Source organism: Quadrisphaera sp. RL12-1S, assembly GCF_014270065.1.
In the GTDB taxonomy this organism is placed as follows: Bacteria; Actinomycetota; Actinomycetes; order Actinomycetales; family Quadrisphaeraceae; genus Quadrisphaera.
Genome location: NZ_JACNME010000001.1, coordinates 328,530 through 350,087, shown reverse-complemented (window position 1 = coordinate 350,087; position 21,558 = coordinate 328,530). Strand labels below are relative to the sequence as shown.

Annotated in this window: 23 protein-coding genes and 1 pseudogene; 12 read left to right on the top strand and 12 right to left on the bottom strand. The window is 77.8% G+C overall.

Going from position 1 to position 21,558, the window contains the following annotated elements; genetic code table 11:
- The first annotated feature begins 94 nt into the window (after nt 1-94).
- Genes H7K62_RS01615 through H7K62_RS01600 form a run of 4 tightly spaced genes read left to right on the top strand, consistent with a single transcriptional unit; the run spans nt 95 to nt 3,358 of the window.
- Nucleotides 95-511: a TOBE domain-containing protein gene (locus tag H7K62_RS01615; protein ID WP_186715744.1), complete on the top strand. Its 417-nt coding sequence runs from the start codon at nt 95-97 to the stop codon at nt 509-511.
- Nucleotides 508-1,332 (top strand): molybdate ABC transporter substrate-binding protein, encoded by an 825-nt coding sequence (gene modA, locus H7K62_RS01610; RefSeq protein WP_370591555.1) that lies wholly within the window; start codon nt 508-510, stop codon nt 1,330-1,332. The genes H7K62_RS01615 and modA overlap by 4 nt, the downstream gene beginning before the upstream one ends.
- A gap of 38 nt (nt 1,333-1,370) precedes the next feature.
- A complete protein-coding gene (locus H7K62_RS01605; RefSeq protein WP_186716494.1) occupies nt 1,371-2,171 on the top strand; it encodes an ABC transporter permease in 801 nt (266 codons plus the stop codon).
- Nucleotides 2,168-3,358: a sulfate/molybdate ABC transporter ATP-binding protein gene (locus H7K62_RS01600; RefSeq protein WP_186715742.1), complete on the top strand. Its 1,191-nt coding sequence runs from the start codon at nt 2,168-2,170 to the stop codon at nt 3,356-3,358. The genes H7K62_RS01605 and H7K62_RS01600 overlap by 4 nt, the downstream gene beginning before the upstream one ends.
- 12 nt (nt 3,359-3,370) lie before the next feature.
- On the opposite strand, the gene H7K62_RS01595 is transcribed toward H7K62_RS01600, so the two are convergent.
- Nucleotides 3,371-4,147, bottom strand: coding sequence for an NAD-dependent epimerase/dehydratase family protein (locus H7K62_RS01595; RefSeq protein WP_186715732.1), 777 nt, complete (start codon nt 4,145-4,147; stop codon nt 3,371-3,373).
- 35 nt (nt 4,148-4,182) lie between these two features.
- Between H7K62_RS01595 and H7K62_RS01590 the strand changes: the two genes are divergently transcribed.
- Nucleotides 4,183-5,505: an MFS transporter gene (locus H7K62_RS01590; protein ID WP_222436872.1), complete on the top strand. Its 1,323-nt coding sequence runs from the start codon at nt 4,183-4,185 to the stop codon at nt 5,503-5,505.
- A 99-nt stretch (nt 5,506-5,604) separates the two neighbouring features.
- Here H7K62_RS01590 and trhA (H7K62_RS01585) read toward each other — a convergent pair whose 3' ends face one another.
- From trhA (H7K62_RS01585) to H7K62_RS01555, 7 genes are all read right to left on the bottom strand, one after another.
- Complete coding sequence (gene trhA / locus H7K62_RS01585) at nt 5,605-6,306, bottom strand: PAQR family membrane homeostasis protein TrhA (protein ID WP_186715730.1); 702 nt, start codon at nt 6,304-6,306, stop codon at nt 5,605-5,607.
- A gap of 99 nt (nt 6,307-6,405) precedes the next feature.
- Nucleotides 6,406-7,143: a PAQR family membrane homeostasis protein TrhA gene (gene trhA / locus H7K62_RS01580; RefSeq protein WP_186715721.1), complete on the bottom strand. Its 738-nt coding sequence runs from the start codon at nt 7,141-7,143 to the stop codon at nt 6,406-6,408.
- An 85-nt stretch (nt 7,144-7,228) separates the two neighbouring features.
- Entirely contained in the window at nt 7,229-8,287 is a 1,059-nt protein-coding gene (locus H7K62_RS01575; RefSeq protein WP_186715718.1) for an acyl-CoA/acyl-ACP dehydrogenase, read from the bottom strand.
- A gap of 21 nt (nt 8,288-8,308) precedes the next feature.
- A complete protein-coding gene (locus H7K62_RS01570) occupies nt 8,309-9,262 on the bottom strand; it encodes a 1,4-dihydroxy-2-naphthoyl-CoA synthase (protein ID WP_186715717.1) in 954 nt (317 codons plus the stop codon).
- Between the two features lie 52 nt (nt 9,263-9,314).
- Nucleotides 9,315-9,701 carry a hypothetical protein gene (locus H7K62_RS01565; RefSeq protein WP_186715716.1) on the bottom strand — a complete coding sequence of 129 codons (387 nt, stop codon included), beginning with the start codon at nt 9,699-9,701 and terminating at the stop codon, nt 9,315-9,317.
- Between the two features lie 72 nt (nt 9,702-9,773).
- Nucleotides 9,774-10,139 carry a type II toxin-antitoxin system death-on-curing family toxin gene (locus H7K62_RS01560; protein WP_370591554.1) on the bottom strand — a complete coding sequence of 122 codons (366 nt, stop codon included), beginning with the start codon at nt 10,137-10,139 and terminating at the stop codon, nt 9,774-9,776.
- 11 nt (nt 10,140-10,150) lie between these two features.
- A complete protein-coding gene (locus H7K62_RS01555; RefSeq protein ID WP_222436972.1) occupies nt 10,151-10,342 on the bottom strand; it encodes a DNA-binding protein in 192 nt (63 codons plus the stop codon).
- 75 nt (nt 10,343-10,417) lie between these two features.
- Here H7K62_RS01555 and H7K62_RS01550 point away from each other — a divergent pair, with 75 nt between their 5' ends.
- Nucleotides 10,418-10,804, top strand: coding sequence for a tautomerase family protein (locus tag H7K62_RS01550; protein WP_186715710.1), 387 nt, complete (start codon nt 10,418-10,420; stop codon nt 10,802-10,804).
- A gap of 32 nt (nt 10,805-10,836) precedes the next feature.
- Here H7K62_RS01550 and H7K62_RS01545 read toward each other — a convergent pair whose 3' ends face one another.
- Nucleotides 10,837-11,943 carry an AbrB family transcriptional regulator gene (locus H7K62_RS01545; protein ID WP_370591553.1) on the bottom strand — a complete coding sequence of 369 codons (1,107 nt, stop codon included), beginning with the start codon at nt 11,941-11,943 and terminating at the stop codon, nt 10,837-10,839.
- A gap of 64 nt (nt 11,944-12,007) precedes the next feature.
- Here H7K62_RS01545 and H7K62_RS01540 point away from each other — a divergent pair, with 64 nt between their 5' ends.
- From H7K62_RS01540 to H7K62_RS23415, 3 genes and pseudogenes are all read left to right on the top strand, one after another.
- The gene (locus H7K62_RS01540; protein ID WP_222436871.1) at nt 12,008-12,877 is read left to right on the top strand and encodes an SDR family NAD(P)-dependent oxidoreductase; all 870 of its coding nucleotides are present in this window, start codon (nt 12,008-12,010) and stop codon (nt 12,875-12,877) included.
- Nucleotides 12,838-13,377, top strand: a pseudogene (locus tag H7K62_RS01535) (HAD family hydrolase); the annotation flags it as partial. The gene H7K62_RS01540 and the pseudogene H7K62_RS01535, both read left to right, overlap by 40 nt.
- Before the next feature lie 29 nt (nt 13,378-13,406).
- Nucleotides 13,407-13,616 carry an HAD hydrolase-like protein gene (locus H7K62_RS23415; RefSeq protein ID WP_370591552.1) on the top strand — a complete coding sequence of 70 codons (210 nt, stop codon included), beginning with the start codon at nt 13,407-13,409 and terminating at the stop codon, nt 13,614-13,616.
- Nucleotides 13,617-13,623: 7 nt separating this feature from the next.
- Here the strand turns inward: H7K62_RS23415 and H7K62_RS01530 are convergent, their stop codons facing one another.
- Complete coding sequence (locus H7K62_RS01530) at nt 13,624-14,397, bottom strand: DUF6518 family protein (protein ID WP_186715702.1); 774 nt, start codon at nt 14,395-14,397, stop codon at nt 13,624-13,626.
- Between the two features lie 100 nt (nt 14,398-14,497).
- Between H7K62_RS01530 and H7K62_RS01525 the strand changes: the two genes are divergently transcribed.
- Both H7K62_RS01525 and menD read left to right on the top strand, forming a co-directional pair.
- Nucleotides 14,498-15,580, top strand: coding sequence for an o-succinylbenzoate synthase (locus H7K62_RS01525; RefSeq protein WP_370591551.1), 1,083 nt, complete (start codon nt 14,498-14,500; stop codon nt 15,578-15,580).
- Between the two features lie 173 nt (nt 15,581-15,753).
- Entirely contained in the window at nt 15,754-17,574 is a 1,821-nt protein-coding gene (gene menD / locus H7K62_RS01520) for a 2-succinyl-5-enolpyruvyl-6-hydroxy-3-cyclohexene-1-carboxylic-acid synthase (RefSeq protein ID WP_222436870.1), read from the top strand.
- 14 nt (nt 17,575-17,588) lie between these two features.
- Here the strand turns inward: menD and H7K62_RS01515 are convergent, their stop codons facing one another.
- Complete coding sequence (locus tag H7K62_RS01515; RefSeq protein WP_186715700.1) at nt 17,589-18,968, bottom strand: isochorismate synthase; 1,380 nt, start codon at nt 18,966-18,968, stop codon at nt 17,589-17,591.
- Nucleotides 18,969-19,026: 58 nt separating this feature from the next.
- On the opposite strand from H7K62_RS01515, the gene H7K62_RS01510 reads away from it, so the two are divergent.
- Nucleotides 19,027-20,223: an NAD(P)/FAD-dependent oxidoreductase gene (locus tag H7K62_RS01510; protein ID WP_186715698.1), complete on the top strand. Its 1,197-nt coding sequence runs from the start codon at nt 19,027-19,029 to the stop codon at nt 20,221-20,223.
- Between the two features lie 16 nt (nt 20,224-20,239).
- On the opposite strand, the gene H7K62_RS01505 is transcribed toward H7K62_RS01510, so the two are convergent.
- Nucleotides 20,240-21,556, bottom strand: a complete 1,317-nt coding sequence (locus tag H7K62_RS01505; RefSeq protein ID WP_186715696.1) for an aldehyde dehydrogenase family protein — start codon at nt 21,554-21,556, stop codon at nt 20,240-20,242.
- Between the last annotated feature and the right edge of the window lie 2 nt (nt 21,557-21,558).

The following is a 21,558-nucleotide window of genomic DNA, read 5'->3' as shown; positions in this document are numbered from 1 at the left end:
CCGTTCGCCGGGATTCGTGGGAGCCCGTCGCCTGCAGCCGCACGTGCGGCTCACAGATGCGTCGGCGATCCGCACCTGCGGATAGGATCACCAGGTGAGCCCCACGCCTTCGTACTCCGTCCGCGAGGCCGCCGAGCTGCTCGGCGTCAGCGACGACACCGTCCGCCGCTGGACCGACTCCGGCGCGCTCACCGCGCACCGCGGCGCCTCGGGCCGCACCACCGTCGACGGGGCGGAGCTGGCCGCCTTCGCCCGCGACCACGCCGCGCGCACCCCGGCCGACCCCTCGGGGGTCGCGAGGTCCGCGCGCAACCGGTTCGTCGGCCTGGTCACCGCCGTCGTCGCCGACGGCGTCATGGCCCAGGTGGAGCTGCAGTGCGGCCCGCACCGCGTGGTCTCCCTCATGAGCGCCGAGGCTGCGCGCGAGCTCGAGCTGGCGCCGGGGCGCACCGCCGTCGCCGTGGTCAAGGCGACCACCGTCATCGTCGAGACCCCCGGCGGCTCCTCGTGAGGCACCCCCTGGAAAGTGCGGCCGCGCTGCTGGGCGGAGCCGCCCTCCTGCTCACCGGCTGCGCCTCCCCCGCCCCCACGAGCGCCCCGACGACCTCGACGACCTCGACGACCACGGCGACAGGCGGCTCGTCGTCGTCCGCGCCCACGGGGACGCTCACCGTGTTCGCCGCGGCGTCGCTCAAGACCACCTTCACCCAGATCGGGAAGCAGTTCGAGCAGGCCCACCCCGGCGTCACCGTGACCTTCAGCTTCGCCGGGTCGTCCGACCTCGTCACGCAGATCACGAACGGCGCCCCGGCCGACGTCCTCGCCTCCGCCGACCAGGCGACCATGACCACGGTGGTCGACGCGGGGCTCGCGGCGCAGCCGCCGGTGGCCTTCGCCACCAACGTGCTCACCATCGTGACGCCGCCGGGCAACCCGAAGGGCGTCGCCTCCTTCGCGGACCTCGCGAGGAGCGGCACCGCCGTCGTCGTCTGCGCCCCGCAGGTCCCGTGCGGCGCGGCCACCGAGCGGGTCGAGGAGGCTGCCGGGGTGACCCTCGCGCCCGTGAGCGAGGAGGGGTCGGTGACGGACGTCCTCACCAAGGTCGAGTCCGGTGAGGCCGACGCCGGGCTCGTGTACACCACCGACGCCCGCGGCGCGGCGGGGAAGGTCGCCGACGTGCCCTTCCCCGAGAGCAGCGGCGCGGTCAACACCTACCCGGTGGCCCCGCTGACGGGCGCCGCGCAGCCGGAGCTGGCCCGGGAGTTCGCCGCGTACGTGGCCGGGTCCCCGGGGCAGGCCGTGCTGCGGGCAGCAGGGTTCGGGGCCCCCTGAGCCGGCCGCAGCCCGTGGTCCGGCTCGTGGTCCGGCTCGTGGTCCGGCCCGTGCGGCGGTCCCGGGCGGGGCTGCCGGGGTGGGCCTTCGCGCCGGCAGCGCTCGGGGCGGTCTTCGTGGTGCTGCCGCTGGTCGCCGTCGTCGCCGAGGTCGACTGGGCGGCGTTCCCGTCGCTGGTGACCTCCGAGGCGTCGCTCGCTGCCCTGCGGCTGTCGCTGGTGACCGCGGCCTGCAGCACCGCCGTGTGCCTGCTGCTCGGGGTGCCGCTGGCCCTGGTGCTGGCGCGCTGCTCCTTCCCGGGCCTGCGCGTGCTGCGGTCGCTCGTGCTGGTGCCCCTCGTGCTGCCCCCCGTGGTCGGAGGCATCGCGCTGCTGTACACCTTCGGGCGGCAGGGGCTGCTCGGCTCCTCCCTGGAGGTCCTCGGGCTGCGCGTCGCCTTCTCCACCGCGGCCGTCGTGATCGCCCAGTCGTTCGTGGCCATGCCGTTCCTCGTCCTGTCGCTCGAGGGAGCGCTGCGGGGTGGCGGCACCCGGTACGAGCGGGTCGCGGCCACGCTCGGGGCCTCGCCCACCGCGGTCCTGGGCCGGGTCACGCTGCCGCTGGTGATGCCGGGCCTGGTGTCGGGCGCGGTGCTCTCGTTCGCGCGCTCGCTGGGGGAGTTCGGCGCCACGCTCACCTTCGCGGGCAGCCTGCAGGGGGTCACCCGCACGCTGCCGCTGGAGGTCTACCTGCAGCGCGAGACCGACGCCCGCGCCGCCGTCGCGCTCTCCCTGGTGCTCGTGGTGGTGGCCGTCGTCGTCATCGTGGTGGCGCGAGGCCGCAGGACGGAGGGGCTGTGAGCGGGCTGGCCGTCGCCGCGGAGCTGGCGGACCGCGGCCTGAGCGCGGCCGTGCACGTGGCCCCCGGCGAGGTGGTCGCCCTCCTGGGCGCCAACGGCGCGGGCAAGTCCACGCTGCTCTCCGTCGCCGCGGGCCTGCTGCGACCCGACCGGGGCCGCGTCGAGCTGGACGGCGAGGTCCTGCTCTCCACCGGCGGTCCAGGCGGTCCAGGCGGTCCAGGCGGTCCAGGCGGCCCGGGTGGATCCGGCGGCTCTGGACCGGGCCTTGCTGGAGCCCGAGCCCGCGCGGTGGACGTGCCACCCCACCGGCGCGGGGTCGCGCTGCTCGCCCAGGAGCCGCTGCTCTTCCCCCACCTGTCTGTCCTGGACAACGTCGCCTTCGGGCCGCGGGCCGCCGGAGCGGGCCGGCGCGCCTCCCGGCGGGCCGCGGCGCGCTGGCTCGAGAGCGTCGACGTCGCCCACCTCGCCGACCGGCGCCCCGCGCAGCTCAGCGGCGGGCAGGCCCAGCGGGTGGCGGTGGCCCGGGCCCTCGCCGCGCGGCCGCGTGCGCTGCTGCTCGACGAGCCGATGGCGGCCCTCGACGTCACCGCGGCGCCGGAGGTGCGCCAGCTGCTGCGCCGCGTGCTGTCGGCCCCGCCGGCGGGGACCGACGGAGCACCACCACCGGTGCTCCTGGTCACCCACGACCCGCTCGACGCGCTCGCGCTGGCCGACCGCGCCGTGGTGCTCGACGCCGGCCGCGTGGTCGAGGAGGGACCGGTCCGCGAGGTGCTCGCCCAGCCGCGCAGCGCCTTCGCCGCCCGGCTGGCGGGCCTGGACCTCCTCGCGGGCGCGGCCGCGCCCGGCGGCCTGCTCACCGCGGGCGGTGCGTCGGTCGCGGGAGTGCTCGACCCCGGGTGCCGCCCCGGCGAGCCCGCGGTGGCCGTGTTCTCGCCCGCCGCCGTGGCCGTGCACCGGGACCACCCCGCGCCCGGGGCGTCGAGCCCCCGCAACGCGCTGGCCGGCACGGTGACGGCCGTGGAGCCCCGCGGCGCGCTGGTGCGGGTGCGCGCCCGGCTGGAGGCGGGCCCTGTCCTCGCCGCCGACGTCACCGCCGCGTCCGCGGCCGACCTCGACCTCGTGCCCGGCGCCCGGGTGTGGTTCGCGGTGAAGGCCGCCGAGGTGGCCGTGCACGCGGCCCGTCGCTGACCCCCTGACCGGTCAGGGGAGCGGCTCGTCGGCCCAGGCGTCGTCGAGGGGCCGGTAGCCGAGGACCCGCTGCGTGGTGGACACGTCGGCCTTGCGGTAGCGCCCCGCCGACGTGCCGTTGACCACCGCGAAGCCCGCCCCGTGTCCCACGGGCCCACCGTCGACCTCGCGCAGGTCCGCCTCCACCGAGGCGCGCAGCAGCTCGGCGGCGTCGCGCACCGACAGCCACGCCGCCAGCTCGCGCGGGGTGGTCCCCGGCCACGGCGGGCGCAGCTCGTTGAAGTACCCGATCCGCAGCGCCACCACCGAGGTGCTGCTCGTGGCCGCCACCCACGAGCCCACCAGCTCGGCCCACCCCTTGGTGGCGCCGTAGAGGTTCGCCGGTCGCGGCGGGTCCTCGCTGCGCACCTGGTGCTCCGCGGGCGGCGCCGAGACCGCCTGCAGGCTGCTGCACACCACGAGCCGCCGCACCCCGGCTGCCACGGCCGCAGCGGCGACGGCGTGCGTCCCGACGACGTTGGCGGGCAGCAGCTGCTCCCACGTCGCTGCGGGGTCGGGCACGCCGGCCAGGTGGATGACGGCGTCAGCGCCCTCGAAGGCCGCGGCGCACGCGGCCTCGTCGGTGACGTCCAGCGCCTCCACGGCCAGCCCGCTGCCGGGCAGCTGGCCGGCGCGCAGGTCCGTCAGCCGCAGCCGCCAGCCGGCGGGCAGCAGGGGAGCCGTCGATCTCCCGATGCGACCGGCGGCACCGGTGACGACGACGAGGGGAGCACCGCTGGCGGAAGGCACGTGCCGACGCTACCGACGGCCGCACACTGGGCGGCGTGGTGAGCACCTCCGCCCAGAGCCGCCAGCCCGGCGCGCGCCGGAGGCGCAGCGGGCGCGTCCACCCCGCGTGGGGCGTGGCTGCCGTCGCCTTCGTGGCGCTGGTCGGGGCCGCGGGCTTCCGCGCCGCACCCGGCGTGCTCATGGTCCCGCTGCACGACGAGCTGGGCTGGTCCACCTCGCTGATGTCGCTGGCCGTCAGCGTCAACCTCGTGCTCTTCGGGCTCACCGCGCCCTTCGCGGCGGCGCTCATGGAGCGCTTCGGCATGCGCCGGGTCGTCGCGTGCGCGCTGCTGCTCATCGCCGCCGGCGCCGCCCTGTCCTCGCGAGCGCAGGCCGCCTGGCAGCTGCTGCCCACGTGGGGCCTGCTCATCGGGCTGGGCACCGGGTCGATGGCGCTGGTGTTCGCCGCCACCGTGGCCGACCGGTGGTTCGTGCGACGCCGGGGGCTGGTCATCGGCGTGCTCACCGCCGGCAGCGCCACCGGCCAGCTCTCCCTGCTGCCCGTCGTCGCCGTGACCTCCGACGCGCTGGGCTGGCGCACCGCCCTGCTCGTGGTGGCAGGCGCTGCGCTCGCCGTCGTCCCCCTGGTCCTGGCGCTCCTGCGCGACAGGCCGCTGGACCTCGGTGTGCTGCCCTACGGCGCCGAGCCGACCGTCGCGCAGGTGGCCCAGGCGCCCGCGGCCCGGGGAGGGGCGGCCGGACGCGCTCTCGCGGCCCTGCGCACGGCGAGCCGGCGCCCGGCCTTCTGGGGCCTGGCGGGGGCCTTCGCCATCTGCGGCGCCACCACCAACGGGCTGGTGGGCGTGCACTTCGTGCCGTCAGCGCACGACCACGGCATGGCGACCACCACCGCCGCCGGGCTCCTCGCCGTCGTCGGGATCTTCGACATCGCCGGGACCATCGCGTCGGGCTACCTCACCGACCGGGTGGACCCGCGGCTGCTCCTGCTCGCCTACTACGCCTTCCGCGGCATGGGGCTGCTCGTGCTGCCGTCCCTGCTCGGGCCGTCGGTGCACCCCAGCATGCTGCTGTTCGTCGTGGTGTACGGGCTCGACTGGGTGGCCACCGTGCCGCCGACGGCCGTCCTGTGCCGGGAGCTGTTCGGCTCCGCCGGCACGGTGGTCTTCGGGTGGGTGTTCGCGTCCCACCAGCTGGGTGCTGCCGTCGCCGCGGGCGCGGCAGGGGTGCTGCGCGAGCAGACCGGCACCTACACCGCGGCGTGGCTGGGCGGCGCGGCCCTGTGCGCGGTCGCCGCCGTCCTGTCCGTGTCCCTGCGGCGCGTCCCGCGCCAGGAGGTGCCGCCTCCGGCGTCGCCGTGACCCGGGCCTCAGCAGCAGCGGGCGCCGGGGCTCGCCGCCTTCGCGTCGGTGCGCGCCCGTTCGAACTTGCGGCGGGTCGAGAGGTCGGGCGAGGACGCGTCAGCGGTAGGCCAGCAGGCTGATGGCCACGTAGTGCGCTGGCCAGGCCAGCAGCGTCAGGGCGTGGAAGACCTCGTGGAAGCCGAAGGTCCGCGGCCACGGGTTCGGGCGCTTGAGCCCGTACACCACCCCGCCGACGGTGTAGAGGGCGCCGCCCACCAGGACCAGCGTGAACACCGCCACCCCGCCGTGGGAGAGCAGCACCGGCAGCGCGGGCAGCAGCGCCCAGCCCAGCACCAGGGAGATGCTCGTGTGCAGCGCTCGCGGGCACCTCGGCCACAGCCACCGGAACGCCACCGCCAGCAGCGCCGCGGTCCACACCGTGGCCAGCACCCCGACGCGCCAGCCGCCGGTGAGGCCCAGCAGCGCCACCGGCGTCATGGACCCGGCGATGACCAGCGGGATGTTGCCGTGGTCGGCGCGCATCAGCCACAGCCGCGCCCGGTCCGACCACCGGAAGCGGTGGTAGACGGCGCTGGTGGCGAACAGCAGGGTGCTGGCTCCCGCGTAGACGGCCACGGCGGTGGTGGTGGCCGCGCCGCTGCGCTGGGCTGCCACGCACACCAGCACGATGCCGGCGGCGAGCACCAGGGGCGCCGCGCCGGCGTGGAGCCAGCCCCGCAGGAGCGGCTTGAGCACCGGGGCGATCGCGGCGGGGGAAGGGGCGGAGACCCGCGAGGGCACCGGCTGGGACGCGCTCATGCGGGGCACCTCCGGGGTGTCGGGGGTCGGGACGCCGTCATCCCGGTCCGGTCTACCACGTCCACCTGGCAGCGGACAGGGCTCCAGCGCCGCCGGAGGTCAACCGCACAGCAGCCAGACCGCTGCGGCGTGCACCGGCCACGCCACCACCGTGAGGGCGTGGAAGACCTCGTGGTGGCCGAACCACCGCGGCGACGGCTCCGGCCACCGCGTCGCGTACACGGCGCCACCTGCCGTGAACAGCACCCCGCCGACGACGACGAGCGCGGCCGCGCCCGGCTGCCCGTGGGCCACCACCGCCGGCAGCGAGGGCACCACCGCCCACCCGAGGGCCACCGTGCCCGCCGTGTGCAGCGAGCGCGGGCAGCTCGGCCAGAGCCAGCGGGCGGCTGCCGCCAGCACCGCGGCCGTCCACAGCGCGATCAGCAGCGGGGCGCCCTCGCGCCCGGGCAGCCCCACCACGAGCAGCGGGGTGGCGCAGGCGGCCACCGCGAGCGGGATGTTGCCGTGGTCGAGGCGCTGCACGCGCAGCAGCGCCCGGGGCGACCAGCGGAGGCGGTGGTACAGCGCGCTCGTGGCGAACAGCACCGCGCTGACGGTGAGGTAGACCAGCACCGCTCCGGTCTGCGCGGGGGTCCCGGCTCGCGGGAGGAGCACCACCGCGGCAGCCAGCACCACCGGCACGAACCCGGCGTGCAGCCACCCGCGCAGGAGGGGCTTGACCGGGCGGAGGGTCGCGGCGCCCCCCGCGCAGGCCCCTCCGCCGTGCCGCAGGCGCTGGCTCGGCAGCCCCGCGAGCGAGTCGGGGACCGGGAGGGCGGAGGTGGTCGCGCTCACAGACCGCCTGTGTAACGGCCCCGGAGCGCCCGGCGGCGTCGTCCGGGTGGACGGCCGGTGACGGGCGCGCGAGAGGTCGGTGCGCTCAGCCCGGGCGACCGCCCAGCGCAACGGGCGGCGAGCCGGGCAGCAGCCCGTCCAGCAGCGCCTCCCGGATCGCGGGGCGCGAGCCGAAGACCAGCAGGAACAGCGCCTCGCGCACCGTCCGCTCGGCCAGCGAGGGGGCGATGACCGCGCTGCTGCCGGTCACCAGCGCCAGCGCTGCCGCAGCCCGCCACGCCAGGTCGACGGCGGCTGCCCGCGCGGCCGGCAGGTCCTCGGGCCCGGCGGCGTCCAGCCGCGCCCGCACGGCCTCCACCTCCTCCGCGAGCGCTGCGCCCCGCTCGGCGTGGCGCTCGTCGGCGGCCATCGCCCGCACGCAGCGCTGCACGAGTCCCAGGGCGAGGGAGCCGTTGGGCCGCAGCCCGGCGGCGTCGCCGGCGAGGAGGGCGGCGTGCTGACCGCGCGCCACCAGCCGGTCCGCGCCCACGCGGAAGCCGTCGAGGTGCAGCTCCACGGTGCGGCTGGCCCGCACGGCGGCCAGCGGGAGCAGCTCGCCCCGCAGCCCCGGCACCTCGCCGCCACGGCGCACCTCGCCCAGGTCCAGCAGCAGGAAGAGCACCTCCTCCCCGTCCCGCGCGGTGAGGAGCACCGCGTCGAGCAGGCCCCAGCCGGTCACCCAGGGCACCGCGCCGTCCAGCACCCAGCCGTCGCCGCGCTCGTCGTCGTCGCCGACCGGGCGGGCCACCACGGCCGCCGGGCCCGGGCGGAGCGCGGCCTGCAGGGCGATGCCCGCGTGCGCCCGTCCGGCGCGCAGGTCCGCCAGCTGCGCCGCCCACCGCTCGTCCTGAGCGCTTGCAGCACCCAGCCAGCGCGCCACGCCCACCTGCTGGATCCAGACGAACGCCGTGGCCAGGTCTCCGGCGGCCAGCTCCTCGACCACGGCGAGCGCGTCCTCGCCCTCGGCCGCGCGCAGGCCCGCCGCGGCGAGCGCGTCGAGGTGGGAGCGCGGCACCGCGCCGGCGGCCTCGACGGCGCCCGCCCTGGGGGCCAGCAGCTCCGCGGCGAGGACGCGCGCCTGCTCCCGGGGTGTCAGGTCAGCCACGGCCGTGCTCCTCAGCAGGGGTCAGAAGTAGTAGGGGAACGGGGACCAGTCGGGCTCGCGGCGCTGCAAGAACGAGTCCCGCCCCTCCACGGCCTCGTCGGTCATGTACGCCAGCCGCGTCGCCTCCCCGGCGAACACCTGCTGGCCCATGAGCCCGTCGTCCACGAGGTTGAACGCGAACTTCAGCATCCGCTGCGCCGTGGGGCTCTTGCCGCACACCTCGGCGGCCACGCGCAGCGCCTCGCGCTCGAGGTCGGCGTGGTCGGCCACGACGTTCACCGCACCCATCTCGGCCATGTCCTGCGCCGAGTACTCCCGGCCCAGGAAGAAGATCTCCCGCGCCCGCTTCTGACCGACCATGCGCGCCAGGTAGGCGGAGCCGTACCCGGCGTCGAAGCTGCCGACGTCGGCGTCGGTCTGCTTGAACCGGGCGTGCTCGCGGCTGGCGACGGTGAGGTCGCACACCACGTGCAGGCTGTGCCCCCCGCCGGCGGCCCATCCCGGCACGACGGCGACGACGACCTTCGGCATCGTCCGGATGAGGCGCTGCACCTCGAGGACGTGCAGCCGCCCGCCCTCGGCCGCGGTGCGGCGGGCGTCGACGCCCGCCGAGGTCTCGTCGGGCGCGTCGCCGGCCGCGTACTGGTAGCCGGAGCGGCCGCGGATGCGCTGGTCGCCGCCGGAGCAGAAGGAGTGCCCGCCGTCCTTGGGGGACGGTCCGTTGCCGGTGAGCAGCACGCAGCCGACGTCGGGGGAGCGGCGGGCGTGGTCGAGGGCGCGGTACAGCTCGTCGACCGTGTGCGGGCGGAACGCGTTGCGGACGTGGGGCCTGTCGAAGGCGATCCGCACCGTGCCGCCGGCGGCGCCCGGCAGCACGCACCGGTGGTAGGTGGTGTCCGTCAGCCCCTCGAAGCCGGGCACGACCGCCCAGGCCTCGGCGTCGAAGGTGTCCGAGACCTCGGGCAGCGCGCTCACCAGGTCACCCTAGGCAGCCTCGCCCGCCGGGGGTCCCCGCCCGCGGCGGCCGTCACCGGCCGCCGCCGACGCTCAGCCACACGAGCCCCGCTCCCGCGAACCACAGCGCGGGCACGGCGAGCAGGGCCGCCAGCGCGGTCCACCAGGCGAGGCGCCGGCGCACCACCCGCACCACCGCCCAGACCCCGAAGCCGAGCACCCCGACCCAGGGACCGAGGGCGGAGACCCCCACTCCGGCGGTGAGCCCGAGCGTGGAGCACTCGGCCTGGATGCCGCAGCTGTCGCTGGCCATGACGAGGAAGAGGCCGGCGAACGTCCCCGCGGCGGCGGCCGCCACCGCGAGGACGAGCAGCGCGGTGGTGACGACGAGGTCGAGGGTCGAGCGGGGGCGTCGCGCCGCGGGGGCGGTCGCGTCCGGGGGGGCCGCGCTGCTGCTCATGGCCGGTGAGCGTAGGGCGCGGGCCGCCGCTGGCCAGGGTCCCGCGCCGGCCCGCGGAGAAGGGGCGAGCCCTCAGCGCAGGTGGCGTCGCACGATCTCGCTCAGCGCAGCGGCGTCCAGCTCGCCGGCGGCTGCCGCGAGGACCACCCGCTCGGCGTCATCGACCGGCATCACGAGGTCCGCGTCGTTCAGCAGGCACAGGACGCGTGCCGCCGACCACGCGAGCCTCGTGTTGCCGTCGACGAGCGGGTGGTTGCGCGCTAGCGAGTGCAGGAGAGCGGCGGCCTTGTCGGCGAGGTCGGGGTAGGCGTCCCGCCCGAACACCGTCGTCTGGGGCCGCGCGGCGGCCGATGCCAGCAGGCCGAGATCGCGGACCTGCACGCCCTCGACGACGCCGGCGGCGATCTCGAGGAGGTCCTCTGTGGTGAGGGGCTCCACGGATCGCCCCCTCACCTGGCCAGGCGCGCGAGGAGCTCCGCGTCCTCCGAGCGCACCTTCTCGATGGCAGCGCGCAGCCGCGCAGGGCGGTCGGACACGTAGGCGTTGATGGCCGCCCGAGCCACCTCCTGCATGGAGCGTCCTTCCTGTTCGGCTCGAGCGCGCAGCGCGTCGGACTCGGCCTCGGTCAGGCGGAGGTTCATGGCCACCACGCCATGGTACCGATGTGGTACCACTCTCGCACGTCCACCGCTCGCGCGGTGTGGCAGCGTCTGCCCATGGCGCAGTTCAAGGTCTACGGCCGCGACACCTTCCTGCCCGCCGTGCGGCAGGCCCTGTCCGACGTGATCCACGCCGCCGCCGTCGACGTCCTCCAGCTGCCGCCCACCAAGCGCTTCCACCGGTTCTTCCCCCTGACCGCGGAGGACTTCCCCACCCCCGAGGGCCGCACCGAGCGCTACGTCGTCATCGAGGTGCTCATGTTCGAAGGGCGGGCGGTGGAGACCAAGAAGGCCTTCTACGCCCGCCTCTACCGCGACGTCGCCGCCCTCGGCGTCGAGCCCGCGGACCTCGAGGTCACCGTCATCGAGACCCCCCGCCACGACTGGGCCATCCGCGGCCTGCCCGGCGACGAGCTGGCGCTGCCCTACCGCGTCGACGTCTGAGCCTCCTCTCCGACGACGACGACGGGCGCGGCTCACCGTCGCGCGTGCGACCGCCGTCGTCGTCCTCCTCGGCCCAGGGCGGCACCGATGAGCGGCGCCAGCAGCAGCATCACGAGCAGCCGCAGCACCTGGACCGCCAGCACCAGCGTGGTGTCGCCGCCGCTGTCCGCCGAGGTCGCCACCACCGCGTAGAGACCACCGGGAGTGGTGGCGAGGTAGGCGTCCAGCGTGGACGCCCCGGCCAGGTGCAGCAGGGGGACACCGACCGCAGCCGTCGCGGCGATGACGCCGACGGTGAGCAGCAGCGCCGTCGGGAGCACCCTCCCCACGGTCCGCAGGTTCGAGCGCGTGAACGACAGGCCCACCTGCAGCCCGATGAGCGCGAACGCCACCTGCAGCACCGGCCCGGGCACCGTCGCGCCCTGCGCCAGGCCGGTCGCCGAGACCGCGGCGGCCAGCACCATGGGCCCGAGCAGCGGACCGGCCGGCAGCTTCGCCAGGCGCGCCAGCCAGGTCCCCGCCACCGCGACGACCGCCGTGAACAGCAGGTCCAGCCACCACGGCGCCGCGCTCGCCGTGAGCCCCCCGCTCGAGCCGCCGCCCGAGGCCGCCGGCGCCGCCGCGCCGGAGCCGCCGCCCAGCAGCACCGCCACCACCGGCATCGCCAGCAGGATGAGGAGCACCCGCAGGTACTGCACCACGGCCACCACGCGCTGGTCAGCGCCCAGCTCACCGGCGATGGCGGTCAGCCCGGACGCGCCGCCGGCGACCATGGCGAAGGAGCCGGTGGCGGCGTCGACGTCGCGCCGCAGCCCCAGCAGCAGTCCAGCCAGCACGCTCACCAGCAGCGTCGCGAGGACCGCGGCCAGGACCGGGGCCCACGAGGCGCCCAGCTGCGCCAGGGTGTCGGGCTGCAGCAGCGCCCCCGACAGCACGCCCAGCACCGCCTGCGCGCCCTGGGCGACGCGCGGCGGCAGCTCCAGCCGCTCCCCGCGCCGCCACCGGGTGCGCGGCCACCCGGACAGCGCCACCCCCAGGCCCGCGAGGAGAGCGGCGAAGAGCGTCGCGGAGGGGACGCCGAGGCGCGCCATCCCCGCCGCGAGCGCGGCGGTCGCCGCCGCGACCACCAGCCACGCCACGGAGCCAGGCTAGGCGGGCGGGTGCCGGATGGCCGACCGCACGGCCAGCGCCGATCCTGTGGGGGTGTCCAGCGCTCCCAGCACCACCCCCGGCGGGGCCCTGCCCCGCCTCGAGGGCCGCACCGTCGTCGTCTCCGGCGCCAGCTCCGGCATCGGCGCGGCCGCCGCCCGCAGGTTCGCCGCCGCCGGCGCCACCGTCGTGCCGCTGGGCCGCGACCCGCAGCGCACCCGTGCGCTGGCCGCCGAGCTGGGCGTGGACCCGGTCCTGGCCGACTTCACCCGCCTCGACGACGTGCGCCGCGCCGCCGCCGAGGTGCTCGAGCGCTGCGAGCGCATCGACGTCCTCGCCAACAACGCCGGCGGCACCTTCCCCCAGCGCGTGACCACGGTGGACGGCCACGAGAAGACCTTCCAGGTCAACCACCTGGCCACGTTCCTGCTCACCGCGCTGCTGCGCGAGCGCGTCGAGGCGACGCCGGGGGCGCGGGTCATCACCACGTCCAGCCGCGCCAACAGCTTCGGGCGGGTCGACCTCGACGACCTCGACAGCACTGCCGGCCGCTACCGCAGCTTCAAGGTCTACGGCACCACCAAGCTGGAGAACGTCCTCTTCACGCGCGAGCTGTCGCGGCGCCTGGGCGGCACCGCGACCGCCTCGTGCTTCCACCCCGGCGTGGTCGGCACCGCCTTCGGAGCGGACACCCCCGTGGTGCGGGTGCTCTACAGCCCCCCGCTGAGCCGCGTCTTCACCATCACCTCCGAGGAGGGGGCGGCGCCGCTGCTCGCCCTGGCCACCCGGCCCGACCCCGAGACCGTCGACGGCGCCTACCTCGACCGGTTCGCCCCCGGCCGACCGAACCGCCAGGCCGACGACGTGGCGCTGGCCCGCGGGCTGTGGGAGCGCTCCGCGGCCATGGTCGGCGTGCCCGCCTGACGGTGACCACCGATCGGGCCGTGCGTGCGGTGGTGTTCGACCTGGACGCCACCCTCGTCGACCACGTCGGCGCAGCCACCGCCGCCCTGCGCTCCTGGCTGGGTGCGCGCGGGGTGGGGTCGAGCACCGAGCTCGAGTCCCGCTGGTTCGCCCTCGAGGAGGAGCACTTCACCCGCTGGCGCGACGGCGAGATCAGCCACGACGAGCAGCGCCGCGAGCGCCTGCGGGCGTTCCTGCCGCTGGTCGGTGCTCGCGCGGGCACCCCCGCGGGCACCCCCGCGGAGCTGGACGCCGTCTTCGCCGGCTTCCTCGCGGAGCACCGCCGCCACTGGCGCGCCTTCGACGACGCGGCGGAGGTGCTGGCCGCGCTGCACGCGTGCGGCCTGCTCACCGCGGTCCTCACCAACGGCGTCGAGGAGCTGCAGCGGGAGAAGCTGGTGAGCGTCGGTCTCGTCGAGGCCGCGGGGCCGCTGTTCGCCGCGGACGCGCTCGGCGTGGCCAAGCCCCGCCCCGGGGCCTTCACCGCGGTGTGCGAGCACCTGGGCAGGTGCCGCAGCAGGTGCTCTACGTCGGGGACGACCACGCGGTGGACGTGCTCGGTGCCCGCGCGGCGGGGCTGCAGGCCGTGCTGGTCGACAGGGTGGGGTCGGCGCCGCCGGGCGAGCGCAGCGCGGTGGCCTCGCTCACCCAGGTGCTGGACCTGCCCGCGGTGCGGTCAGCGCTGACCGGCCGGCGCTGAGCGGCGGTCAGGCGCTGGCGATCCGCACGGCCGCGTCGAGCAGCGCGAACCCGGCGGCCCCGGCCGCGACCGCCGCGGCCGCCGTCAACCACCCCGCCGCCCGCTCACCGCGGCGCAGCCCGACCAGCAGGACGACGACGGCGACGGCGGCGAACGCCCACCCCGCGCTGGCCTGCCACGGGAAGAGCACGACCGTCCGGCCGCCGTCGGCCAGGGGGACCGCGGCCAGCAGACCGGTGGCCGCGCCGCGCAGGGCCCCGGTCTCCGAGGCGCGGACCAGCGCCACCACCCCCACCAGCGTCCCGCTGACCAGGCCCGCCGCCGACCACAGCACCACCGACGACCACGCGTGGGGCGTGCCGCTGACCAGCGCCGCCCACCCGTAGTAGCCGGCCACGAGGCCCTGCGTGGTCACCAGCCCGGTAACGAGCGCGGTCACCGGCGGCGGGGCCGGCGACCGCCGCCCCGCGCCGCCCCGGGGCGGCAGCGCGGCGAGCACCGCGGTGGTCAGGGCAGCCGGCAGCAGCACCCAGGCCGTCACCGAGTTGGCCAGCGGGCCCCACGCCGTCGGCAGCGCTCCCTGGGCGGCCTCGGTGGCCGCCCCCAGCATCACCGCCGCCGCGGTGGCGGCCGTCACCGCGGCCAGGCCCGCCGCGCCGCCGGCAGCACCGGAGGCGCCGTGGGGGCGCTGGGGGCGCTGGTGGCCGGGCCGGTCCGGGGACGGGGGACGTCCGGCTCGTGACGGGCGCCGGAACGGGGCGGCGGGGACTGCGGCGCTCATGCGCCGAGCCTCGCGCCGGCCGCCGGTCGCCGTCGTCAGCCCCGAGCAGCGGCGACGGGGCCCGGTGTCAGCCCGCGGGATGATCTGAGAGCGTGGCGAGGTGGCCCACCAGACCGCTGAGGAGACCGTTGCGGCCGCGGCGGTGCCGCCGCTGGAGGAGCTGCTGGCGGGCGCGGCGGTGGTGGCGCTGCCGCTGCGGGTGCGGTTCCGCGGCATCGAGGTGCGCGAGGCCCTCCTGCTGCGCGGTCCCGCGGGGTGGGGGGAGTTCGCGCCCTTCACCGAGTACGACGACGCCACCTCCGCGGCCTGGCTGGCCGCCGGTGTCGAGGCTGCCTGGACCGGCTGGCCCGCGCCCCTGAGGCAGCGGGTGGCCGTCAACGCCACCGTCCCCGCCGTCCCCGCCGAGCGGGTGCGGCAGGTGCTGGACCGCTTCCCCGGGTGCACCACGGCCAAGGTGAAGGTCGCCGAGCGCGGGCAGCGCCTCGACGACGACATCGCGCGCGTCGCGGCCGTGCGCGAGGTGCTCGCCGAGCGGGCCCCGGACGGCGGCAGGGTGAGGGTCGACGCGAACGGCGGGTGGTCGCCCGCGCAGGCCGCGCAGGCGCTGGCGGCGCTCACCGCCGGACCCGGGCAGGGGCCGCTGGAGTACGCCGAGCAGCCGTGCGCCACCGTCGCCGAGCTGGTGCTGCTGCGCGAGCAGCTGGCGCGCGGCGGTGTGGACGTGCGGATCGCCGCGGACGAGAGCATCCGCCGGGCCAGCGACCCCCTCGCCGTCGTGCGCGCCGGAGCTGCCGACGTCGCGGTCCTCAAGGTCCCGCCGATGGGCGGCGTGCGCGCCGTGCTGCGGCTCGCCGAGCAGCTCCGCGCCGAGGGCGTGCAGCGCAGCGGGCGGGCGGTGCCGGTGGTGCTGTCGAGCGCCCTCGACACCGCCGTCGGGCTCGCCGCCGGGCTCGCCGCGGCGGGTGCGCTCCCGCTCGCGGCCGGGGAGGAGCAGCTGGCCAGCGGGCTGGGCACGGGGGCCCTGTTCGCCGCCGACGTCGCCGAGCCGCGGCAGCCGGTCGGTGGGGCGCTGCCCGTCGGCCCGGTCCAGCCCGACCCCGAGCTGCTGCTGCGGCACGCCGCGCCGCCGGACCGGCGCGCGTGGTGGCTCGACCGCCTGCGCCGCTGCCACGCCCTCCTGTGAGACCCGCTCTCTGAGCGGGCGGATCTCCTTCCCCCTCCGGCACGATCATGCGCGTCCGCGTCACCTCCCCCGCACCATCGAGCAGGCGAGCAGGCGAGCAGGCGAGCAGGCCAGCAGGCGAGCAGGCGGTGCCACGCGCTGCTGCGGGACCCGCCCCTGGCGATGATGGGCGGGTGCAGACCTCTGTGCAGACCTCCGTGCAGACCTCCGTGCAGCCGTCGACGCTGCTGGCGCGCGTCGTCGTCGTCGCCCTGGCGCAGGCGGGGGTGCGTGAGGTGGTGCTGTGCCCCGGGTCGCGCTCGGCGCCGCTGGCCTACGCCCTCCACGACGCCGACGCCGCCGGGCTGCTGAGGCTCCACGTCCGGCACGACGAGCGCGTCGCCGCGTTCACCGCGCTCGGGATGGGCCGCGCCACCGGTGTGCCCGCCGCGGTGGTGACCACGTCGGGCACGGCCGTCGCCAACCTCCACCCCGCCGTGCTGGAGGCCGCTGAGTCCGGGGTGCCGCTGGTGGTGCTCTCCGCCGACCGCCCGCACGCCGTGCGCGGCACGTGGGCCAACCAGACCACGGCGCTGCAGGCCGGGATCTTCGGCGCCGCCGTCCGGCACGCGCTGGACCTCCCGGTGCCCGGCCCCCAGGAGCCGCTGGCCAGGGCTCGCGCCACGTGGGCCGCGGGCGTCGCCGACCTCGTCGCGGTGGCCCTCGGGCGGCGCGGCCGGCGACCCGGGCCGGTCCACGGCGACCTCGCCTTCGCCGACCCCCTCGTGCCCGACGTCCCCTGGACCCCGCCCTCCCCTGCCGCACCCGCCGCGGACGGTGCGGACGCTGCGGACGCTGCGGGAGGGGCCCCCTCCGGTCCCGCACCCGTCGCGGAGAGTGCGGGAAGGGGGCTCGCGGCGGGGCCCGAGCGCACGGTGGTCGTGGCGGGGGACGGGCCGCCGGCCCTGGGCGCGCTGGCGCGCAGGACCGCCGAGCGCCACGGCTGGCCGTTGCTGGCCGAGCCCAGCTCCGGCGCCCGCAGCGGCCCCCACGCCGTCGCTGCCTACCGGCTCCTGCTCGACCAGCCCGCCCTCGGCGGGGCCGTGGAGCGCGTCGTGGCGCTCGGCAGGCCGACCCTCAGCCGCCCGGTCAGCGCCCTGCTGGCCCGTCCCGACGTCGAGCTGGTCCACCTGGTCACCCACGCGGACGACCCCGGCCCCGGGGCGGCCCGCCCGCACCACCGCCTGCTGACCGACCCGGCTCAGGACGACGACGGCGCCACCGCCCGCGACGGCGGGGACTGGCTGCGCCGCTGGCAGCGCGCGGGCGCCGCGGCCCAGGCCGTCACCGACGCCGTCCTCGACGACGAGGTCCGTGCCGGCCACCTCACCGGACCCCTGCTGGCGCGGGAGGTCGCCGCGGCCGTCCGTCCCGGCGAGCTGCTGGTGGCGGCGGCGTCCAACGCCGTCCGCGACCTGGACCTGGCCGGTCTCCCGTGGGCCGACCCGGACGCGGCGCCCCTGGTGCTCGCCGGGCGCGGGCTGTCCGGCATCGACGGCACCCTCTCCGCCGCCACCGGCGCCGCCCTCGCCGCCGGGGCGCCCACCACAGCGCTCGTCGGGGACCTGGCGGCCCTCCACGACGCGGGCGGTCTCCTGCTGCCGCCCGGCGAGCCCGAGCCGGACCTGCGCGTCGTCGTCCTCGACGACGACGGCGGCGGCATCTTCACGGGCCTCGAGCACGGGGACCCCTTCGAGCCCGACCGGGTCCGCGTCTTCGAGCGCCTCTTCGGCACGCCCCACGGACGCGACCTCGTCGCCGTGTCGGCCGCGCTGGGCGTCCCCGCGCGCCACATCGGCGACCCCGGCGATCTCACGGCCCTGCGCAGCGCTCTGTCCGCACCCGTGCGCGGCCGCGAGGTGCTGGTGGTCCGCGCGGACCGGAGCCGCCTGCGCGCGCTGCACGCCAGGGTCCGCGGACGCGTCCGCGGCGCCGTCAGCGGGCTGACCGGCTGACGGCCGGGGACCGGTCAGGCGCCGCCGAGCGCGTCGCGCACGGGCACGAGCTTGGCGTCGGACTCCGCCAGCTCGGCCATCGGGTCCGACCCCGCCACCACGCCGCAGCCCGCGAAGAGCCTCACGCGGCGCGGGTCAGCGCCGTCGATGCGGGCGCAGCGCAGCGCCAGCCCGATCTCGCCGTCACCGCTGCCGTCCACCCAGCCGACCGGCCCGGCGTACCGGTCCCGGTCCATGCCCTCCAGCTCGGTGATGAGCGCGGCTGCGGCCGCCGTGGGGGTGCCGCAGACGGCGGCGGTGGGGTGCAGGGCCGCTGCCAGCTCCAGCACGCCCGGGGCGCCACCGGGCCGCGCGTCGTCCAGGACGCCGGTGACGTCGGAGGCCAGGTGCATGACGTTGGGCAGGTGCAGCACGAAGGGCGCGTCGGGCGCGGTGGTCGTGCGGCAGTGCGGCGCCAGCGCCGAGACCACGGAGCGCACCGCGTACTCGTGCTCCTCCAGGTCCTTGCCGGAGCGGGCCAGCGACCCGGCGAGCGCGGCGTCGCGCTCCTCGTCCCCGGTGCGCCGGATGGTGCCCGCCAGCACGCGGGAGTGCACGAGGCCCCGCTCGCGGCGGACCAGCAGCTCGGGGGTGGCGCCCACCAGGCCGTCCACGGAGAAGGACCAGCACGAGGGGTACGCGTCGGCCAGCCGGGCGAGCAGCCAGCGCGCGTCCACCGCGTGCTCCGCCTCGGCGACCAGGTCGCGGGCCAGCACCACCTTCTCCAGCTCACCGGCCTGGATCCGCGCCACGGCGCGGGCGACCGCGGTGGCCCAGCGCGGACCGCACAGGGCGCCGTCGGCGTAGCGGACGGCGCCGGGACCGCGGACCGGCTCGACGGGGTCACCGGAGGCCACCGCCGCGGCCGCGGCCGCGCCCGACGCGGCGACGGGGGAGTCGACCGGCTCGGCCGTGGTCACCCACACCACGTCGCCGCGACGGCCCACCAGGACCTCGGGCACCACGAGGACGCCCGCGGCAGCGGAGGCCGCGTCGAAGGAGAGCGAGGTGAAGGCCACCGGGCCCGTTCCGGGCAGCCGCACGTCGTCGACCACCGGGGCGCCCAGGACCAGGTCGCGCCAGGCCGCGGCGGCGGTGGCGAAGCGGTGCTCGCCGCCGGACTGCACCCGCGCCGCCTCGCCCCAGCCGACGAGGCCCTCCCCGCGCCGCACCCACGCCAGCGGGCTGGCCGCGGTCGCGCGGCGGGCCAGGAGGTCGAGCAGCGGGCCCGGGTCGGCGACCCTCGTGGTGCGCCAGCGGAGCCCGCCGCCGGAGGACGACGCGACGTCCGCGCCGCCCGGCTCGAGGGCGCGGGGGCGGGGCGGACGGCCGGGGCGGCCGACGGTGGTGGTCATCACCGACAAGGCTAGGCGCCTCCCGCGAGTGCGCAGCCCGCACTAGCCTCCGCTGGCGATGACGTCCACCACACCAGCCCAGCCCAGCGGGCCCACCGCCGCGGCCCCCGCGGCGCTGCGGGCCGACGTCCTCGTGGTCGGGGGCGGCATCGCCGGCGCCTCGCTGGCCGCCGAGCTCGCCGAGCTGTCGGAGGGCTCCGCATCGGTGGTGCTCGTGGAGGCGGAGGGGGCGCTCGCCACCCACACCACCGCCCGCTCGGCGCGCCAGATGCAGCCCAGCTACGGCCCGCCGCCGGTGCAGGCGCTGACCGCGGCGAGCCTGGACCTGGTGGCCCGGGCGGAGGAGGCCGCGGGCCGGCGGGTCCTGCGGCCGCGGCCGCTGCTGTGGGTCGACGCCGTGGGCGGTCCTGCCGGCGCCGCGGCCCTCGCGGCCCTCCTGGAGGAGGTGCCCTCCCTGCGCGCCACCAGCGCGGACGAGGCGCTCGAGCGCTTCCCCCTGCTGCGCCCGGAGGCCGTCCACGCGGTCGCCGTCGACGACGACGCGCGCGAGGTCGCGGTTCCCGCGCTCGTGGAGCACCACGTCGAGCGCGCCCGCCGCGGCGGGGTGACCGTGCTGGTGGGCGCCCGGGTGACGTCGGCGGTGCGCCGCGCCGGCGGGTGGGACGTCACCGCCGGCGCAGGCCGCATCAGCGCCGGGACCCTCGTGGACGCCGCGGGCCCGTGGGCCGACGGCGTCGCGCACCTGGCGGGCGCGCGCCGGCGCGGGCTGGTGCCCCGGCGGCGGACGGTGGTGGTGGCCGACGCGGCGCACCGGGTCGGTGAGGACTGGCCGATGGTGGGCGACGTCGCCGAGACGTTCTACGCGCGGCCCGGGCGGGACGTCGCCGGCGACCTGCTCGCCTCTCCCGCGGAGGCCGTGCCGAGCGAGCCGTGCGACGCCCAGCCCCGTCCGGCGGACGTCGCGGGCCTGCTCGCCGCCCTGGACGCGGTGCTCGACCTCGGCGGGGTGCGGGTGCGGCGCTCGTGGACGGGTCTGCGGACGGGACCGGCGGACGGCCTGCCCGTGGTGGGGTGGGACGACGTGCAGCAGGGCTTCTTCTGGCTGGCCGGCCAGGGCGGGTACGGGATCCAGACGTCCTCGGCGTTGGGGCGCGCCGCGGCGGCCGCCGTGCTGGGACTGCCGCACGGGCTCGGGGCAGCCGTCGACGGCGCCGTGGCGGCCCTGTCCCCGTCGCGGCCCTCCCTGCGCGGCTGAGCGGCCCGCCGGGGCGTCAGCCCCGCAGGTCCTCCTGCACGGCGCCGGCGCCGCTGGTCCCGGCGGGCAGCACGACGAACTGCCGCAGCACCAGGTCACCACCGGTCACCGGGCCGCGCGGGCCGGGCACCGAGTCCACGCTGATGCCGGTCTCGGGCACGCCCAGCAGCTTGTAACCGTCGAGCAGGCGCGTGGTGGTGTTCCAGAAGCCGCCCGTGCCGCCCCAGGCGCCGAGGAACTCCGCCGCGGCCCCGGCGTCCTCGGTGACCACGGTGGCGGCGATCCCGCTGGTCTCGGCGGCCGCGAGCGCCGTCGCCTCGACGGGCCCGGCCACGGGAGCGACCGTCACCCGGGCCTCGTTGCCGGAGTCGAGGGCCCACTCGTGCCCCAGCTCGTGCGCGTGCGGCGGCAGCAGGGCCTGCACACCGGCCTCGCCCAGCACCTCGACGGCCACCTGGCTGAGCTCCTCCCACCGCGCGCTGTGCACGAGCAGCAGGTTGAGGCGGTTGCACACCCCGAGCCGGTCGACCCCGGCGCGCAGCAGGGAGCGGAACCTGTCGAGGTCCGCGGCGACGTCGGCGTACATGACCCCGCCGCCGTCGGCGTGGGCGAGCACCCGCGTGCCCGCCGCGGCGCCGAGCCGCGACAGGTGCCGGGTGGTCTCGCCCGACCCGCGGACGATGACGAGCGGCACGAGGTCGGGCTGGGCCACGAGCGCCTCCGCGGCGTCGTGCCCGGGCTGGCGGACCAGCTCGACGCCCCCGTCCGGCAGGCCCGCCTCGGCCAGCGCCGGGACGAGCACCTCGTCGACGAGCACCGCGGAGGTGCGCAGGGCCGCGGACCCGGTGCGCAGCACCGCGGCGCTGCGGGCCCGCAGCACCTGGCCGGCCACGTCGAGGGTGACCGCGGGCCGCGCCTCGTAGGTCGCGCCGATGACGCCCACCGGCACGCGCCGCTCCCAGACCTGCCCGCCGTGCACCCCGTCGCCGGGGAGGTCGCGGACGAACACCAGCCGCGGCTGGGCGGGCAGCGCCGCGATCTCGCGCAGCTGCTGAGCCGCGGACTCCAGGCGGGCCGGGTCCAGGCGGAGCCTGTCGAGCAGGCCCTCGCTCGTGCCGGCCGCCCGCGCGGCGGCGACGTCGTCGGCGTTGGCGGACAGCACCACCTGGGCGGCGCCCGCCACGCGCTCGGCGGCCGCGGACAGGGCCTCGCTGACCTGCGCGTCGGGTGCGGTCCGCAGGGCGGCGGCCGCGGCGGCCGCGCGCTCGGCGGCCTCCCGGACCGCCGCGGTGGCGCTGGTGCGGGTGCTGGTGTCGCCGGACGCGCTGCTCACGG

Coding starts and splice junctions, on each gene's coding strand:
- trhA (WP_186715730.1), bottom strand. CDS start 6,306: ATGAGCGCGTCCCAGCCGGTGCCCTCGCGGGTCTCCGCCCCTTCCCCC.
- H7K62_RS01565 (WP_186715716.1), bottom strand. CDS start 9,701: ATGAGCAGCAGCGCGGCCCCCCCGGACGCGACCGCCCCCGCGGCGCGA.
- H7K62_RS01555 (WP_222436972.1), bottom strand. CDS start 10,342: ATGAACCTCCGCCTGACCGAGGCCGAGTCCGACGCGCTGCGCGCTCGA.
- H7K62_RS01550 (WP_186715710.1), top strand. CDS start 10,418: ATGGCGCAGTTCAAGGTCTACGGCCGCGACACCTTCCTGCCCGCCGTG.
- H7K62_RS01530 (WP_186715702.1), bottom strand. CDS start 14,397: ATGAGCGCCGCAGTCCCCGCCGCCCCGTTCCGGCGCCCGTCACGAGCC.
- H7K62_RS01515 (WP_186715700.1), bottom strand. CDS start 18,968: ATGACCACCACCGTCGGCCGCCCCGGCCGTCCGCCCCGCCCCCGCGCC.
- H7K62_RS01510 (WP_186715698.1), top strand. CDS start 19,027: ATGACGTCCACCACACCAGCCCAGCCCAGCGGGCCCACCGCCGCGGCC.